This window comes from Enterobacter cloacae complex sp. ECL411, assembly GCF_021869665.1.
In the GTDB taxonomy this organism is placed as follows: domain Bacteria; phylum Pseudomonadota; class Gammaproteobacteria; order Enterobacterales; family Enterobacteriaceae; genus Enterobacter; species Enterobacter intestinihominis.
The window spans coordinates 3514961-3529624 of sequence record NZ_CP091486.1 but is presented as its reverse complement, the minus strand read 5'-3'; the positions used below and the strand labels follow the sequence as shown (position 1 = coordinate 3529624).

Annotated in this window: 23 protein-coding genes; 21 read left to right on the top strand and 2 right to left on the bottom strand. The window is 52.6% G+C overall.

Features of this window, described 5'->3' with window-relative positions:
• The first annotated feature begins 1 nt into the window (after position 1).
• The 9 genes from L3069_RS16780 to L3069_RS16740 all read left to right on the top strand — a co-directional run bounded on the left by L3069_RS16780 (position 2) and on the right by L3069_RS16740 (position 4380).
• Positions 2-283, top strand: a complete 282-nt coding sequence (locus tag L3069_RS16780) for a hypothetical protein (RefSeq protein WP_017692886.1) — start codon at positions 2-4, stop codon at positions 281-283.
• Complete coding sequence (locus L3069_RS16775; protein ID WP_039270102.1) at positions 280-636, top strand: RusA family crossover junction endodeoxyribonuclease; 357 nt, start codon at positions 280-282, stop codon at positions 634-636. The genes L3069_RS16780 and L3069_RS16775 overlap by 4 nt, the downstream gene beginning before the upstream one ends.
• Positions 633-770: a YlcG family protein gene (locus tag L3069_RS16770; protein ID WP_039270104.1), complete on the top strand. Its 138-nt coding sequence runs from the start codon at positions 633-635 to the stop codon at positions 768-770. The genes L3069_RS16775 and L3069_RS16770 overlap by 4 nt, the downstream gene beginning before the upstream one ends.
• Positions 770-1585, top strand: coding sequence for an antitermination protein (locus L3069_RS16765; RefSeq protein ID WP_039270106.1), 816 nt, complete (start codon positions 770-772; stop codon positions 1583-1585). Before L3069_RS16770 ends, L3069_RS16765 begins: the two co-directional genes overlap by 1 nt.
• Positions 1586-2152: 567 nt before the next feature.
• The gene (locus tag L3069_RS16760; RefSeq protein WP_151548461.1) at positions 2153-2536 is read left to right on the top strand and encodes a hypothetical protein; all 384 of its coding nucleotides are present in this window, start codon (positions 2153-2155) and stop codon (positions 2534-2536) included.
• A gap of 274 nt (positions 2537-2810) precedes the next feature.
• Positions 2811-3200, top strand: coding sequence for a phage holin family protein (locus tag L3069_RS16755; RefSeq protein WP_023306759.1), 390 nt, complete (start codon positions 2811-2813; stop codon positions 3198-3200).
• The gene (locus tag L3069_RS16750; RefSeq protein WP_023306758.1) at positions 3190-3468 is read left to right on the top strand and encodes a phage holin family protein; all 279 of its coding nucleotides are present in this window, start codon (positions 3190-3192) and stop codon (positions 3466-3468) included. Before L3069_RS16755 ends, L3069_RS16750 begins: the two co-directional genes overlap by 11 nt.
• Entirely contained in the window at positions 3468-4097 is a 630-nt protein-coding gene (locus L3069_RS16745) for a glycoside hydrolase family 19 protein (RefSeq protein ID WP_039270113.1), read from the top strand. Before L3069_RS16750 ends, L3069_RS16745 begins: the two co-directional genes overlap by 1 nt.
• Positions 4098-4104: 7 nt before the next feature.
• Positions 4105-4380: a hypothetical protein gene (locus L3069_RS16740; protein ID WP_039272084.1), complete on the top strand. Its 276-nt coding sequence runs from the start codon at positions 4105-4107 to the stop codon at positions 4378-4380.
• A gap of 213 nt (positions 4381-4593) precedes the next feature.
• On the opposite strand, the gene L3069_RS16735 is transcribed toward L3069_RS16740, so the two are convergent.
• The gene (locus tag L3069_RS16735; RefSeq protein WP_039270116.1) at positions 4594-5145 is read right to left on the bottom strand and encodes an ATP-dependent Clp protease proteolytic subunit; all 552 of its coding nucleotides are present in this window, start codon (positions 5143-5145) and stop codon (positions 4594-4596) included.
• 441 nt (positions 5146-5586) lie between these two features.
• Between L3069_RS16735 and L3069_RS16730 the strand changes: the two genes are divergently transcribed.
• On the top strand, positions 5587-5748 hold the full coding sequence (locus L3069_RS16730) for a hypothetical protein (protein ID WP_023303625.1): 162 nt from the start codon (positions 5587-5589) through the stop codon (positions 5746-5748).
• Here the strand turns inward: L3069_RS16730 and L3069_RS16725 are convergent.
• Positions 5731-6195, bottom strand: a complete 465-nt coding sequence (locus L3069_RS16725; protein WP_023330226.1) for a retropepsin-like aspartic protease — start codon at positions 6193-6195, stop codon at positions 5731-5733. The genes L3069_RS16730 and L3069_RS16725 overlap by 18 nt on opposite strands.
• A gap of 217 nt (positions 6196-6412) precedes the next feature.
• Between L3069_RS16725 and L3069_RS16720 the strand changes: the two genes are divergently transcribed.
• The 11 genes from L3069_RS16720 (at position 6413) to L3069_RS16670 (ending at position 14664) form a co-directional block, all read left to right on the top strand.
• Positions 6413-6631: a hypothetical protein gene (locus tag L3069_RS16720; protein ID WP_039270119.1), complete on the top strand. Its 219-nt coding sequence runs from the start codon at positions 6413-6415 to the stop codon at positions 6629-6631.
• Between the two features lie 165 nt (positions 6632-6796).
• On the top strand, positions 6797-7312 hold the full coding sequence (locus tag L3069_RS16715) for a hypothetical protein (RefSeq protein WP_039025437.1): 516 nt from the start codon (positions 6797-6799) through the stop codon (positions 7310-7312).
• Complete coding sequence (locus L3069_RS16710; RefSeq protein ID WP_057059785.1) at positions 7312-8796, top strand: hypothetical protein; 1485 nt, start codon at positions 7312-7314, stop codon at positions 8794-8796. The genes L3069_RS16715 and L3069_RS16710 overlap by 1 nt, the downstream gene beginning before the upstream one ends.
• A 4-nt stretch (positions 8797-8800) precedes the next feature.
• Complete coding sequence (locus tag L3069_RS16705) at positions 8801-10204, top strand: DUF4055 domain-containing protein (RefSeq protein WP_022651637.1); 1404 nt, start codon at positions 8801-8803, stop codon at positions 10202-10204.
• 1 nt (position 10205) lies between these two features.
• Positions 10206-11312 (top strand): phage minor head protein, encoded by a 1107-nt coding sequence (locus tag L3069_RS16700; RefSeq protein ID WP_039270131.1) that lies wholly within the window; start codon positions 10206-10208, stop codon positions 11310-11312.
• 3 nt (positions 11313-11315) lie between these two features.
• A complete protein-coding gene (locus tag L3069_RS16695) occupies positions 11316-11525 on the top strand; it encodes a hypothetical protein (RefSeq protein ID WP_039270133.1) in 210 nt (69 codons plus the stop codon).
• Between the two features lie 107 nt (positions 11526-11632).
• Positions 11633-12385, top strand: coding sequence for a DUF6651 domain-containing protein (locus L3069_RS16690; protein ID WP_039270135.1), 753 nt, complete (start codon positions 11633-11635; stop codon positions 12383-12385).
• Between the two features lie 17 nt (positions 12386-12402).
• Entirely contained in the window at positions 12403-13539 is a 1137-nt protein-coding gene (locus L3069_RS16685; RefSeq protein ID WP_039270137.1) for a P22 phage major capsid protein family protein, read from the top strand.
• 39 nt (positions 13540-13578) lie between these two features.
• The gene (locus tag L3069_RS16680; protein WP_063843875.1) at positions 13579-13824 is read left to right on the top strand and encodes a hypothetical protein; all 246 of its coding nucleotides are present in this window, start codon (positions 13579-13581) and stop codon (positions 13822-13824) included.
• 2 nt (positions 13825-13826) lie between these two features.
• On the top strand, positions 13827-14309 hold the full coding sequence (locus L3069_RS16675) for a DnaT-like ssDNA-binding protein (protein WP_039270141.1): 483 nt from the start codon (positions 13827-13829) through the stop codon (positions 14307-14309).
• 1 nt (position 14310) lies between these two features.
• A complete protein-coding gene (locus L3069_RS16670; protein ID WP_039270143.1) occupies positions 14311-14664 on the top strand; it encodes a hypothetical protein in 354 nt (117 codons plus the stop codon).

Below are 14664 nucleotides of genomic sequence, written 5' to 3'. Positions count from 1 at the left end.
CATGGCAATTTATCGCAGCAAAAAATGGCTTGCCGCCGTCGGGCAGATCGAGCGCTGTGTTCTTTGTGGAGCATGGGGGACGCAGGTGGCACACCGGAACGAAGGGAAAGGCATGGGATTAAAAACCGATGACTGTGCGACAGCAGCTCTCTGCGTATGTTGTCATGACAGCATTGATAACGGGAATAAGCTTAACCGGGACGAGCGGCGGCAGCTTATGGACCGCGCGATAGTTCTGACAGTGATCGAAGTTGCCCGCCGCGGGCTGGTGGTGCCCGCATGAAAATTTACGAAATTACGCCGATTGGCAAACCCCGAATGACTCAGCGCGACCGATGGCATAAACGGCCAGCAACAGCAGCGTACTGGGCATACAAAGAACAGGTCAGGTTGCTGGGTGTCCATCTGCCAGAGTCCGGATATCACGTCACGTTCGTTATCCCCATGCCGAAGAGCTGGAGTAAGACAAAGCGGGCGCAATATGTCGGCCGGCCTCACCAGCAAAAGCCTGACAAAGACAACCTGGAAAAGGCTCTACTGGATGCGGTGTTTGACGAAGATAGCCATGTCTGGGACGGGCGGGTTACCAAAATCTGGGGAGAAACCGGGCAAATTATCATCGGGGAGGCCACATGAAGCCAGAAACGCTTGAGGTACTCCGCGCGCGCTGGCAGCGCCTTCGCATCTACCGCTTCCGGGGATCGGTGCTGGTGGATTACCGCATCCTTCGTAATTTTGTTCGCATCTATCATTCAGCAGGAGCCGCATAATGAACCTCGAAAACACCGTGAAATACCACTTCGCCAAGTCGACGCTTATTAGCGACTCTCCGCGCGCCACTGCTTCAGATTCACTGACCGGGACGGATGTTATGGCGGCCATGGGCATGACCCAAGAACGCGCTGGCATGGGATACAGTGCCTTCCTCGGAAAGATGGGTATCAGTTACAACGACCGGGCGAGGGCGATCGAGCTTCTAGCAGAGTATGCACTGACAAAATGCGATAGCGTAGCGGCGCTGCGCAAGCTTGACGACAGTGTTAAGCCGCTGGTGATGCACCAGTTGGCCGCCTTCGCTTTTGAAGATTATTCTCGCAGCGCCGCCAGCGTGAAACAGTGTGACTGCTGCTCGGGTCAGGGATTCATTGAGGCTGATGTTTTCACGATGAAATCGCACTACACCATGAAGCTTCCACAGTGGGCAAAAGACCTTAAGCAGTCGCCTAGTGATTTCGAAGTTAAACGCCAGGTGAAAGAGGTGGTGCGGGTTCTGTGTTCGGCCTGCAAAGGTAAGAAAGTTGTCAGTTGCGCCTGTAAAGACTGCCACGGGCGCGGTAAAGCAGTGAATCAGGTCCTCACTGAAAAGCAGGGCGTGCCGGTTCTGGCCGACTGTAAGCGTTGCGGCGGACGTGGATATGAGCGTATCCCCTCGACTGAGGCATATGCGGCTGTTTGCCGTATTACCGATGCGATATCCGTTGCCACCTGGGAGAAGTCCGTTAAACGGTTCTACGACCAGCTGATCACTAAATTTGACATTGAGGAAGCGTGGGCGGAGGCTCAGCTTAAACAGATAACAAAATAGCGATCGATAAAATAGCTCATTATTCTATAGTGAGCTATTTACTTTTCCGGAAACTGTGTTAATTTGGTTCTAACGATGGGCGTTGCATGTCCAGGGTATCGGCAAAGAATTTTCATTTTTCTGCCAGCTCACGATTGATAGCACTTCTTACAACAAGTCAGTAGGGAAGGCACAAATTGCCATCAATAAGCTACATTTCCTGTTGATAACTTTGTATATGCACGTATAATGCCGCGCCATCGATTACCTTTCAGGTAAAAAAAGCGGATTTAAAATTCGTGATAATTTGATAAAAAAGTAGTGTTTTTCTTCTTGTGCGAAGTCGAATCTTTAGGTAGGTTGGAGTTGTAGCGCATTCAAGGCTCTACTAAGGAAATTTAATTTGAACAAAATACAGCCAGCTATTGTTTATACAATGACCTTTTTTGCAATCCCTGTATGGGGAATTTGGCTGCTTTCGCTCGTTAAATAACCAAACAACCTCACTCTATCTGATTTTTAAAGATTTTTCTCACCTTATCCATATAGAATAGCCCTGGAACTAACGATCTGCGCAGACGTTGGGTTGTGTTAATCTGGATAAGGTGCCTGTCTATAGACGAAACTTCAAATACTGCTTCTGGAACAAAAGTATGGGCTCTGACCATTATGGTCGGGATAACTATTGCAATAGTTAGCTTTTTCGGCTCTCGCTTGGTTAACCAAGTTGACGAAATGGATAAGGCTCTACAGGCTACGAGAGAAGTACAGGCTTCCCAGACAGAAATTATCAAAGGTCAGCAGCGGGACATTGATAACAATGGGAAAGAAATCGAGCGACTGAGAAATCAAGTTGATCGCCTGAAGGATGACAATGCTGCTCTTAAAGCGAAGGCGGGTATCCCACTAACGCTGAACAACAAGCCACCTTCGGGTGGCTTTTTAGTTTCTAGGCAATGGAAATCGCTTTGAGTATGTGACGACATCCCGGTGAGACCAGGCACACCTCCCTGGCGCGGCAAAGCGATCCCCATTGTGATGAAGCTCAGCGGCGAGCTAGGGAATAGTTTTGCGGTGAATATTCTGGATAAGTAGCCACAAGGCGCGCGTAACCCAATCGGCAGCGCACCGATGGAAGCTGGTTCGACTCCAGCCTTCACAATCATTACTACAGGCTACCTTCGGGTGGCCTTTTTTGTTTCCCCTCAACCTTCTGAGAGGATCAACAGCAATAAGAGGGGGCTTAATGTCCGATCCATTAACCGGCACCGGCGCAGTTCTCGGCGGCGGCCTGCTGGGTTCAGTCCTGTACGGCGTCTTTACTCATACAGATTTCGGTGTGGTGTTTGGGGCGTTTGGTGGTGCGGTGTTCTACGTCGCAACAGCAACGAACCTGTCTCGTGCACGACTGGCTGGGTATTTTCTGACGTCGTTTATCGTTGGGGTGCTTGGGGCTGGATTTGTTGGCTCACTGCTAAATGCCGCATCGCGATATGAAAAACCGTTGGATGCACTAGGAGCAGTGATTCTGTCTGCCCTGTGTATCAAAATCCTAACTTATCTTAATAACCAGGATCTGAACAGCCTGTTCAGCTTTTTCTCGCGTTTACGCGGAGGAGGGGGAAATGGCAGGTGAGCTGACTGCATTCTTTAATGCATTTATCTGCGCGGTAATTGTTATCGTTCTGATGTTCTACCAGCGACATGGCGCCCGGCATCGTCCTTTCATCTCTATCATGGCGTATGTAACCGTACTGGTTTATGCCGTTATCCCGTTGCAGTTTATCTTCGGTCTCTATCGTGACTCCAGCTGGCTGGTGGTGGTGGCAAACCTCCTTATCTGCGCCGCCGTTATGAGGGCCCGGGGAAATCTGGCACGTCTGGTAGATCATCTGAGGCACTAATGAACCAAACACAATTTGAAAAGGCGGCAGGTATAAGCGCCGGTCTAGCCGTGCGCTGGTTTCACTATATCGATGCTGCAATGAAGGAATTCGGCATAACCGCGCCGCTCGATCAGGCCATGTTTATCGCGCAGATGGGCCATGAGTCCGGCGGTTTCACCCGGCTGGTGGAAAACCTGAACTATGCGGCAGAAAACCTGGTACCTACGTTCGGCAAGCATCGCATTACTGCACAGCAGGCCGCCGCACTTGGCAGAACGGCAACGCAACCGGCAAATCAGAAAGCGATAGCCAATCTGGTTTATGGCGGTGAGTGGGGCAAAAAGAACCTGGGCAACCAGGTTGCTGGTGATGGCTGGAAATATCGCGGTCGCGGCCTGAAGCAAATCACCGGGCTCAGCAATTACCGCAACTGTGGCCACGCGCTGAAGTTGGACCTTGTAACCCAGCCTGAATTGCTGGAACAGGATGAATATGCTGCGCGCTCCGCTGCATGGTTCTATTCGTCCCGCGGTTGCCTGCTTCATTCCGGCGATGTTGAGCGCGTTACGCTGCTTATCAACGGTGGACGTAATGGTCTGGATAAACGTCGCGCGCTGTTTAACCTGGCGAAATCAGTTCTGGTGTGAGGTGAATGTGGGTATCGAAACGATAATCGGGCTGGCCGCACTGGTCATTTCCGCCATTGCAGGCGCTTTTGGCCTGGGCCATATCCGCGGCACCAGCAAAGCGGAAGCTAAAGCCGATCAGCAACGCACTGAAGAGAAGGCCGCCGCCACTGAAGCAGTTGCAGAGCGCCGGGTTGAAGCAACGAAAGAGGCCAGCAATGTACAGCAGACTGTTAACCATATGCCTGGCAACGATGTTGATCGCGAGCTGCGGGACACGTGGAAGCGTCCCGGTGGTGGTTGATACCGCCTGTGACTGGGTAAAGCCAATCTACCTGACTGATCACGACATCGACGTTATGGACCGCCAGACGAAGAAAGACATCCTGACGCATAACAGATCTTGGCAGGTCAATTGCAAGAAAAAGATTCTTAATTGAACATTTATTTGACAATCGCAATGATTAAGCCCGACTATAATCTTAAAAATAATCGGGCTCTGAAAGGTTACTTTATGTCAACAATTAATCCACCAGGTAGCATTGGGTTCAACGATGCTAGCCTCCTGAATACCTTCAATAAGGCCGAGAGTTGCAGCTCTCTCAGGATTAAGAATGGAAGAAGTTCTGATCAGCTCACGCCAGTCAGTGAATTGTCCAGCGGAAACAGTTTCCTCGTTAAAGATAGAAACGAGGCGGTCAAGGTCGTGATCTAAACTAGATACCCATTCGCGCATTCGTTCGTGATCGACACTTTGCATTCCGCCGAAGTTCCACTGAAAGGGATGCAACAAAAATCTTGCTCCATGATTAGCAAAGCGCTTTATCCCAGCGAGGAAAATCGCATTAGCAATAGAATCTATATTGCTAATGTTGAAGCAATAAACTGGAATTGGAAGTGTTTTGATGAAATTGTAAGCGGTAAAGCCGGATGTTACGTCGCCGCCAGAGCTCGAAATGTGTAGGTTGATTCGGGTTGCCCCTTGAGCTATTGCTGACAAAATGTTGTTTTGAAGCAAGCTTACTGTGCTTGGATTGACTGGGCATAAAAAATGAACAGTATGAATCATAGAATTTTCCAGAGGTTATCCCGGATTGGGCAAATCTGTTATTGGTGCGAAAATTCCTAATTCAACATGAAATATTTTCAAGAAGCATAAGCCGCCTCAGGGCGGTTTTTTATTGCCGGGAGAAAGCCAATGAACCAATAAAGCGGATAGGCCGGAAAGGCAATGCAGCAGTCATGATGCTGCCCCGAGTCGCGTAATGGCGAGCAGGTATAGCAGACCGTTGTGAGGGTAAGTAAGGGAACATGCTCCGGTAAAGCAGCGCGAACGCCAGACACGCACCGGTTATAAGCGGCGATGAAGCGACAGCGTCTCAAGGGCATGAGCGTGGCCACTCCGGGTAGTGGCAGCCATTACAAAGCTCACCTGCTGGTGGGCTTGATAATGGTAAGTATTGTCTTCGGGCAGGCTTTGTAGATGTTAAGCGATTATTAAGAGGCAATCATGACTTTAGCTGAACGTGTAAAGAGAATTGAGAGCGAATTAAAAGATATTAAATCGCAACTCAATTCTGGTACCGATTCTAGGAAAACAGCAAAAGCAATGCCCTTATCCAGTCTTGCAAAAGAGGGAGGTATCCCTGGGGGGTTAGTTAAAAAATGTTAACTCAAATACTTGATTGGAAAAATCCATCGTAAGGGCGCCCATTTTAATTAGTTGCATTCCGAAAACGACCTGGAATTTTCTCCCGTTACTTACCAATGGCACTGAAGTCAATTCTGTTGAAAAAACTCTTTCGTCCTCAGTGAACGATATCACCGCATGCCGAACTGTAGTTTCTATTGTTGAGGTGGCTCCGCTTACAGTTGTTTTTTCCGCGACTGGGAGTTTTAAATTGTCAGCAAAGTCTGAATCCACATAGCAAAGATCTGCTCCGGTATCTATAAGTGCGTAGGCACCAGCCTTCAATCCATTTGGTTTATAAACGTTTATATCTTTTGGGCTACTTGGCCATATTGTCAATGGAACTACGGGAATTGCATGCTCCGTGGGGGTATCTGATACCGATCCATCAATAGGGGAAATAAATTTGATTTTTACTTTGGTGATCATCCTTATTCCTTCGAAGAGTTATTCAGCCATCCCTCTGCGCATATGTGCGCCAGTGTCCCACCACTGACGGGATGAATGCTTACCTTACCCAGGGTTAATGACAAGTAACACCCTGATATTCAAACAGTAGCCGCCATCGTGCGGTTTTTTATTGCCATCACCATGGGTAGGCTCATCGTAATGGCAATACCCTAACAAACGGATAAAGAGGCTCTCAATGTCCGACATTTACCAAATCACGCTAACCACCCAAACAGGCGAAACCTTCACGGGCAAGATGTCACGACGTCAGCCTGAGCTGGTTAACGGCTTTGTGCCGCTTGCGACAGAAACGGGCCAATGGCTGTATTTCGCTCCTGCCGATGTGAAGCGCGTGGAGTTCACGCCGGTTCCTACCGAGGAAGAAATCAATGGCGATGTGCAGACTGTCAGCTGAAATCAAAAGCAGGTGGTGGGTTCCTGTCTACCTCAGGACGCTGACAGTGTTCTGCCTGATGATGCGTTGCGAGCCTGATTACCAAAAGGTGAGAAACTTCCTCGTCAAGCATGGCATTAGCCAGAAGCTGAAGTATGAGCCTGTAAAGAAATAACGGAGTAACCAATGAGCAAACCAGATTGGGAGGCCATTGAATCGGCTTACCGGGCTGGTTCATTGTCAGTAAGGGCCATCGGCGAAAAGCATGGCGTTAACCATGCCACCATCCTGAAGAGAGCAAACAAAGAAGGATGGCAGCGCGACCTGACAGAAAAGGTCAGGGCGGCAACCAAGGCCAAGGTAACCAAGTCGGTAACCAAAGACGGTAACCAGTCACCAGTGGTTACTGATGAGCAGATTATTGACCAGGCCTCCGATGAGGCTGCCGCTGTAGTCATGGCTCATCGAGAAAGTCTGGCGGCATGGCGAGGCATCACTAATAAGCTGCGCGACTTCCTCGAAGATGCGGATATCACGGAAGAAAATCATGCCTCAATGTCACGTTCGATCACGGCCGGTGTCGATGCTCAAATCAAAGTTATAAACGCTGAGCGCAAGGCGTATAACCTCGACACCGAGGAAGGCAATAAGACGGTTGATGACCTGTCTAACCTGATGGATTCACTGTCTCAGGGGGCGTAATGAAACCTGAGCATCTGAAGCTGCTGTCCGACAAAGACTGGCGGCTGAACAACCTTTACTGGATCACCGACAAAGAGGGTAAGCCTACTCGCTTCAGGATGACGCCTGAGCAGCGGGAATACTTCGAGGGGATCCACACCCGCAACATCATCCTGAAAGCTCGCCAGCTAGGTTTCACCACTGAGGTGTGCATCATCCAGCTCGACGCGGCCCTGTTTGAGTCTGCGAAGTGCGCGCTGATTGCCCACACGTTGAATGACGCTAAGCGCCTGTTCCGCGAGAAAGTGAAGTACGCGTACGACAAGCTGCCTAAAGAAATAAAAGCTGCGAACCCGGCGAGCAATGACTCTTCAGGGGAGTTGGTATTTCAGAAGGGTGGGTCGTTATACGTCAGCACCTCATTTCGTGGTGGTACGCTGCGTTACCTGCACGTGTCCGAGTTTGGGAAGATATGCGCCAAGTTTCCTCATAAAGCCCGTGAAATCGTCACTGGTGCATTTGAGGCGGTATCAACCGGATGCTTTGCCACTATCGAAAGCACGGCAGAGGGGCGGGCGGGATATTTCTTCGATTACTGCCAGACGGCTGAGAAAGCGTTGCTTCAGGGTAAAACGTTATCCGCACTAGACTGGAAGTTTTTCTTCTTCTCCTGGTGGAAGAATCCGCAGTATGCAATCGACCCGGTAGAGCCTTTACCGCAGCGCCTGATTGATTACTTCGCCGAGATGGAAGCAAAGCATGGTGTAGTCGTCAACGAACGCCAGAAAGCCTGGTATCACGCCAAAGAGAAGACCCTCGGCGATGATATGAAGCGAGAGTACCCGACCATTCCGGCTGAGGCGTTCCAGCAGTCTGTCGAGGGCGCGTATTACGCCAAGCAATTCCGCTGGCTCTACACCAACAAGCGGATCGGCAAAATCCCGGATAACTCACACCTCCCGGTGCACACGTTCTGGGATATCGGTGTGGGTGACTCCACGGCAATCTGGTTCGTTCGCGAGGTCGGCGAAGAGTTCCATATCATCGACTACTACGAAAACTCTGGCGAGGGCCTGCGGCACTACATGAAGGTTCTGAAAGACCGAGGCTACACCTATGGTGAGCACTGGGGGCCGCACGATATCGACAACAGGGAGTTCGGTAGTGATGCCAAGTCCCGGCGTGAGATTGCACGTGAAGGTTATGAAATCGACGGGCATAAATACTCGTTGAAGTTCCTAGTGGTGCCAAAGGAATCAGTCGATACCGGCATTGAGTCGGTGCGTGAGATTCTGCCTCGCTGCGTATTTGATGAAGAGAAATGTGCTGAAGGGATCTCCCATCTTGAGGGATACCGCAAAGAGTGGGACGACAAGCGCGGCTGCTGGAAAGATAAGCCGCTACACGACAAAACATCACACGGTTCTGACGGTTTCCGCTATTTCGGGGTCGTGAAGACAAACCGTCGCAAACCAACCGGCAAAGTCACCAACCTACGGATGTAACTCCATGCCTGACATCTCAACACCCAATCTGGACTATGGGAACATGGTCGAGGCGTGGGATATCAACGATGCCCTGATGGGCGGCACGCTCTATATGCGACAGCTGGGCGAGCAATATCTACCGCGCTGGCCGAAAGAAGACAAAGAGGACTACAAAAAACGCCTCGCCGTGGCCACGCTTCTGCCAGCCTACGAAGAGACCATTAAGCAAAACATCGGGCGTGTATTCGCAGAGCCTATTAAGCTTGCCGAGAATGTGCCGGATCAGCTGCGAGAGTATGCGAAAAACTTCGACCTTGAAGGGACGCGCCTGGACGTATGGGCGCAGGCCTTCTTCGGTCTGGCGATGCAGTATGGCCTCTCCCACGCGCTGGTGGATTATCCCAGGGTGGACACCGAAAAGGTGAAAACCAAAGCTGAAGAGAAAGCTACCGGCGCGCGCCCCTATGTCACCATGCTCAATCCACGCCAGGTAATTGGCTGGAAGTCGAAAATGGTGGACGGCAAAGTGGTGCTGACTGCGCTGCGTATCAAAGAGGTTGTGGTCGAAGACGGCGACGACTTCGGGCAGACTAAGGTCGAGCAAATTCGGTACCTGACACCTGGAAAGGTGGAAATTTACCGCAAGGCCAAGGATGCTGACGGTGCCGCGAACTGGGCGCTATTCGAGGAGTGGCAGACATCCCGCCAGGATATCACTCTGGTCACGCTCTACACCAAACGCACCGGGTTTATGTGTGGTTCACCACCGCTTCTCAACATGGCTCTGCTGAATATCAAGCACTGGCAGAGTCAAAGCGAGCAGGACAACATCCTGCACGTCGCCAGAGTGCCGTTGCTCACGGTGTTCGGGCTGGAGGAGGGGCAAGAACTTGTGATTGGCTCATCCTCTGCCACTTCATTCTCCGATCGGCAAAGGCAGGGTCTGGAATACGTCGAGCACACAGGTTCCTCCATCGGTGCCGGCAAAGAGTCGCTGGCAGAGCTGGTGGAGCAGATGCGACAGGCGGGTGCGAAGCTGCTGCGCACCGAAAACACCTCAACTAAATCGGTAGACCAGACCTCTGAAGAGAAAATGCAGGAGCAGTCACCGCTCTACACCATGGCGACAAGCCTGGAAGATGCGATCGACAATATCCTGCAAATCATGGCTGAGTACATCGGTGAAGCGGAAGGCGGCAACGTTGATGTGCGCACCGAGCTTGATGTCGAGTCGAAAGAGTTTAATCCACCAGCGGCTATGGCCATTCAGTCGCTGCGCCAGGGCGGTGACCTTCGTCGTATCGATGCAATCAAAGCCCTGCAAAAACTCAACCTGATTGATGCCGACGCTGATCCCGATGTGGTTCTGAGCGAGTTGCTTGCTGAGTCAGCATCTCTGACTGAACCGCCGCCGGGTGAGGTGTGATATGGCTCGTTCGGTAAACGACAGGTTGCAGGACGAGACCATAGCTCACGGACTTTACGTGACGCGCTACGGTACGGGCGTTGCCCGACGAATGGTGACGCTGCTTAACAGGATGGATGCTGAACTGGCTGCCCGACTGCTTGTACTGCTGGAGGGTAAGCGCGCTGACACCTACAGCGCGCGTCGCCTTGCATCGCTACTGGCTGGTGTGCGGGATCTAAACCAGCAGGCCTACGAACCGGTCAATGCTGCTCTGATGCGCGAACTGACGCGTTACGCTGATTATGAGACCGGGTATCAGTTTGACCTGTTCAGCAGCCTTATTCCCGGTCAGGTGCTTAAGCACGTCCCGCTGCAAAGCATTGTCCCGGAACAGGTCTATGCTGCTGCGGTGGCGCAGCCGTTCCAGGGGAGGTTGCTGAAAGAGTGGGGCAAGAAACTCGAATCGGATCGGCTGGAAAAAATTACCAGTGCCGTACGCACAGGATTTCTTCAGGGAGAAACCGTCGAGCAGATTGTGAAGCGGGTCGCCGGCACGCCGCAACTTAAACGCCAGGACGGGGTTATCAATGCCTCACGTCGAGACCTTGCGGTAGTAACCCGCACGGCGGTGAACCATGTGGCCGCTACAGCGCGCCAGGAGTTCGCCCAAGCCAACAGCGATATCGTGAAGGCGAAACAGTGGTCTTCGACTCTGGACACCCACACCAGCCAGTGGTGCATCATCCGCGACCGCAAACTCTACTCGCTCGATGGCAAGCCGCTGGGCCATGCAATCCCATATCTGCGCGGGCCCGGCAAAATTCATTTCTGCTGTCGCTCATGCGAAATTCTGATCACTAAATCGTGGGAGGAATTGCAGATAGCCTCTGGCGAACTGAGCAGCGCCACACGCGCTTCGATGGATGGGCAGGTACCAGCGCATACCAGCTATGCCGATTGGCTTACCCGGCAACCGTACGCACGGCAGGAGCAGGTGCTGGGCGTCACCCGCGCCATGATGCTACGTGACGGCAAAATCACGGTGCCGGAGATGTTCAATGATGCCGGGGAGTTTCTTACCCTGGACGAACTGCGCCGCGTGGATGCGTCGGCGTTTGAGGAATAGCAGATGCGTAACGACGATTTTCACTGTGTGGGCGATGGGCGTGGCAAGCGACGGGTGTTCGTTAATGGCAACGAAGTTAAGAGCTGTGTATGGGCTGACGTTAAGCGAGGTATAGCCTGCATCCATCCACACCCGCTGCGGATTCACAAGCGAAAGCGCGATGAAGTCTATACCCGCAAACTGCGCGGCGTAATAACCGTCGAATTTATCTAACAGGCTGCCTTCGGGTGGCCTTTTTTATGCCTGCCGCTGAGCGGATGCGACGCGGTGACCGGGTCGGATGACCTATTACCAATGGCCGGAAGGCTGGAGCAAAAACAATGAAACTGAAACTTGATGCTAACGGAAATGTGGTCGTTGAAAACGGTATGCCTGTGTACATCCATGATGATGGCAAAGAAATCCCGTTCGACGCAGCCGCAGCGATGACCAAAATCACCTCCCTGAATGGTGAAGCTAAAACTCACCGTGAAGCGAAGGAGGCGGCGGAAGCCAGTCTCGCGAAATTCTCTGGCATCACCGATCCGACCAAGGCGCTCGAAGCCCTGGAGATGATGACCAAAATCGACCAGAAAAAACTGATCGACGCTGGCGCTGTTGACCAGGTTAAGGCTGAGATTACCAAGGTATTCCAGCAGCAGCTGGATGAAGCGAACGGCAAGACCAAACAGCTCGAAAGCCAGCTCTACGACGAGATGATCGGCGGCCGCTTCGGTGGCTCCAAATTCATTTCAGAGAAGATGGCGATCCCGGCTGAGTTCGTGCGTTCGTACTTCGGGCAGAACTTCAAAATCGAAGACGGCAAGGTCGTGGCCTTCGACGGTCAGGGCAATAAGGTGTTCTCTCGCACCAAGCCTGGCGAGCTGGCTAGCTTCGATGAAGCGCTGGAATCTCTGGTCGAGTCGCACCCGCAGAAAGACTACATCCTCAAATCGTCCGGCAACAGCGGCGGTGGTTCTCACCAGTCGCAGCATCAGGCCGGGCAAAAAACCATGAAACGCGATGCGTTTGATGCATTACCTCCAGCAGAGCAACAGGCTGTGATTGGCGGCGGCACAAGCATCGTTGATTAATCGAAAGGAATAAATACATGTCTAATACTTTGACTGGCCTGATCCCGACCATTTATACGGCGCTTAACCGCGTTTCACGTGAGCAGGTAGGTTTTATCCCGGCAGTGGCTCGTAACGCTAAGGCCGATGCTGCAGCTAAAGACCAGACCGTCACCGCGCCAGTGGCACCAAAAACCACCACGGTAGACATCACACCGGCACCGACCGCACCAAACGACGGAGATCAGAACATTGGTACCGTGGACGTGAAAATCACCAAATCCAAAATGGCCCCGGTCAAATGGAATGGTGAAGAGCAGCTTGCCATCGGGCCATCAGGCACTTATGACATTGTCCTGGCTGACCAGTTTTCTCAGGCGTTCCGCGCACTGAGCAACGAAATGGATGCTGACCTGGCATCGCTGGCTTATAAGTCTTCCCGCGCTGTTGGTGCTCCAAAAGATACACCGTTCAGTGTCAAAGACGACCTGTCTGATGCGGCGAACGCTCGGCAGGTGCTGACTGATAACGGCGCACCAACCACTGACCTGCGCATGGTACTGGGCGGCGAAGCGATGGCGTCAATCCGTGGTAAACAGTCCGTACTGTTCAAAGCGAACGAAGCCGGTACCGATCAGCTGCTGCGTGAAGGCATCATTGGTCGTGTGATGGGCTTTAACCTGCACGAATCCGCCAACATCAAGCGCACCGCGAAAAGCACGGCGGCGGGCTATAAGGTCAATGGCGAGAAGAAAGAGGGCGACATCATTATTGCTATCTCTGCTGGCACTGGCGGTATTGCTGCCGGGACCGCAGTGAAGTTCGATGGTGATGACAACCAGTACATGGTTGTAGCGGCAACCTCTTCAACTATCACCATCGGCGCACCTGGCCTGCGTCAGGATCTGGCAGATCAGGCAACTGTCACTGTGCTGAGCGAGTTCGTGCCAAACGTTGCCTTTGACCGTAACGCATTCCTGCTGGCTTGCCGTACCCCGGCCATGCCAAAAGGCGGCGATACCGCTGATGACGTGATGAACGTAACCGATCCGGTCTCTGGTATTACCTTCCAGATCGCGCTGTACCGCCAGTACCGTCAGGTACGTTACGAGGTTGGTGTGGCGTGGGGTGTGGCCTCCGTTCAGCCTGAACATTCCACCATCATCATGGGTTAACCCAGGGGGCTTCGGCCCCTTTGTTATTCAGGAGGCCCGATGGCCGGATTAACAAAAGAGCAGCGCGCGCAGCGTGAAGCGGAAAAGCTTGCAGATCAGCAGACTGCTGATAATAACCCTGCCCAGCAGGAACAGCAGCAGGAACAGCAGCAGGAACAGCCAGGTATTGAGCTGGTGGTCATGGTGCGTGATATCCCAGAGTTCCCCGGCGGTCCGCTGCGCGCTGATGTTCACCCTGCTGAAGTGGATAACTGGCTGGCGCTGGACTGGCGTCTGGAGGAATAACCATGCTGGTTGCCGATCCCCATTCGCCGGACTTTAACAGCTACGCCAGCGTGTCCGACCTGCGGGTCTTTGCCGCCGCGCGCGGATACACCATTCCTGCCGAAGATGGCGAGTGTAGCCAGATGCTGATGCAGTCGATGGACTTTCTGGAAGGAAGGTTCTGGCGTGGTCAGCGCTACAGCGCATCTCAGCCTCTATCCTGGCCGCGCTCCGGCGTACGCTTCGATGGCGTGGACCTGCCGGATGATGCTATTCCACAGCGCCTGATTGATGCCCAATGCCGCCTGGCTATCGAGTCGCAGGAGATTGATCTCACGCCGTCGGTCTCCGGTGGCGGCGCGGTCATAGCTGAGAGCGTACAGGGGGCCGTCTCTGTGCAGTACGAGCCGGGAACGAATAAGGCCACTCCTTCATTCCCCTGGTTCTATTCCTCGCTGCGCGGGCTTGTGGTGGGCGGCAACCAGGTCCGGATCGAAAGGGGGTAGCATGGCAATCGACTATCGCCGGATGCGCGCCACGGCAACGCGGCTGCTGACGGAGAACGGCAAAGCCTACCAACTGACTCGCGGCGGAACCATCACCCGCGATCAGTACGGGAAAGAGGTTATCACCGAGCCTATTACAGCGACCGTTACCGGCGTTATCACCGAATACTCCACGCGTGAAATCGACGGTTCACTAATTGCTACGGGCGATAAAAAATTGGCGGCCACGTTTGAAACGGAAGTGCGCATTGGCGACCTCATTGATATCGACGGCAAAAAGTGGCGCGTGGTTCAGCCGAATCCGGTTAAGCCCGCAGATGTGCTGATTTCCTATAACATCCAGCTAAGGACCTGA

Bases quoted from the DNA above. Each gene is read 5' to 3' on its own strand.
- L3069_RS16700 (WP_039270131.1), top strand. From the start codon at position 10,206: ATGGCTCGTTCGGTAAACGACAGGTTGCAGGACGAGACCATAGCTCAC.
- L3069_RS16780 (WP_017692886.1), top strand. From the start codon at position 2: ATGGCAATTTATCGCAGCAAAAAATGGCTTGCCGCCGTCGGGCAGATC.
- L3069_RS16730 (WP_023303625.1), top strand. From the start codon at position 5,587: ATGACTTTAGCTGAACGTGTAAAGAGAATTGAGAGCGAATTAAAAGAT.
- L3069_RS16680 (WP_063843875.1), top strand. From the start codon at position 13,579: ATGGCCGGATTAACAAAAGAGCAGCGCGCGCAGCGTGAAGCGGAAAAG.
- L3069_RS16710 (WP_057059785.1), top strand. From the start codon at position 7,312: ATGAAACCTGAGCATCTGAAGCTGCTGTCCGACAAAGACTGGCGGCTG.
- L3069_RS16695 (WP_039270133.1), top strand. From the start codon at position 11,316: ATGCGTAACGACGATTTTCACTGTGTGGGCGATGGGCGTGGCAAGCGA.
- L3069_RS16755 (WP_023306759.1), top strand. From the start codon at position 2,811: ATGTCCGATCCATTAACCGGCACCGGCGCAGTTCTCGGCGGCGGCCTG.
- L3069_RS16775 (WP_039270102.1), top strand. From the start codon at position 280: ATGAAAATTTACGAAATTACGCCGATTGGCAAACCCCGAATGACTCAG.
- L3069_RS16770 (WP_039270104.1), top strand. From the start codon at position 633: ATGAAGCCAGAAACGCTTGAGGTACTCCGCGCGCGCTGGCAGCGCCTT.
- L3069_RS16735 (WP_039270116.1), bottom strand. From the start codon at position 5,145: ATGATTCATACTGTTCATTTTTTATGCCCAGTCAATCCAAGCACAGTA.
- L3069_RS16715 (WP_039025437.1), top strand. From the start codon at position 6,797: ATGAGCAAACCAGATTGGGAGGCCATTGAATCGGCTTACCGGGCTGGT.
- L3069_RS16720 (WP_039270119.1), top strand. From the start codon at position 6,413: ATGTCCGACATTTACCAAATCACGCTAACCACCCAAACAGGCGAAACC.
- L3069_RS16670 (WP_039270143.1), top strand. From the start codon at position 14,311: ATGGCAATCGACTATCGCCGGATGCGCGCCACGGCAACGCGGCTGCTG.
- L3069_RS16705 (WP_022651637.1), top strand. From the start codon at position 8,801: ATGCCTGACATCTCAACACCCAATCTGGACTATGGGAACATGGTCGAG.
- L3069_RS16725 (WP_023330226.1), bottom strand. From the start codon at position 6,195: ATGATCACCAAAGTAAAAATCAAATTTATTTCCCCTATTGATGGATCG.
- L3069_RS16765 (WP_039270106.1), top strand. From the start codon at position 770: ATGAACCTCGAAAACACCGTGAAATACCACTTCGCCAAGTCGACGCTT.
- L3069_RS16750 (WP_023306758.1), top strand. From the start codon at position 3,190: ATGGCAGGTGAGCTGACTGCATTCTTTAATGCATTTATCTGCGCGGTA.
- L3069_RS16675 (WP_039270141.1), top strand. From the start codon at position 13,827: ATGCTGGTTGCCGATCCCCATTCGCCGGACTTTAACAGCTACGCCAGC.
- L3069_RS16690 (WP_039270135.1), top strand. From the start codon at position 11,633: ATGAAACTGAAACTTGATGCTAACGGAAATGTGGTCGTTGAAAACGGT.
- L3069_RS16745 (WP_039270113.1), top strand. From the start codon at position 3,468: ATGAACCAAACACAATTTGAAAAGGCGGCAGGTATAAGCGCCGGTCTA.
- L3069_RS16685 (WP_039270137.1), top strand. From the start codon at position 12,403: ATGTCTAATACTTTGACTGGCCTGATCCCGACCATTTATACGGCGCTT.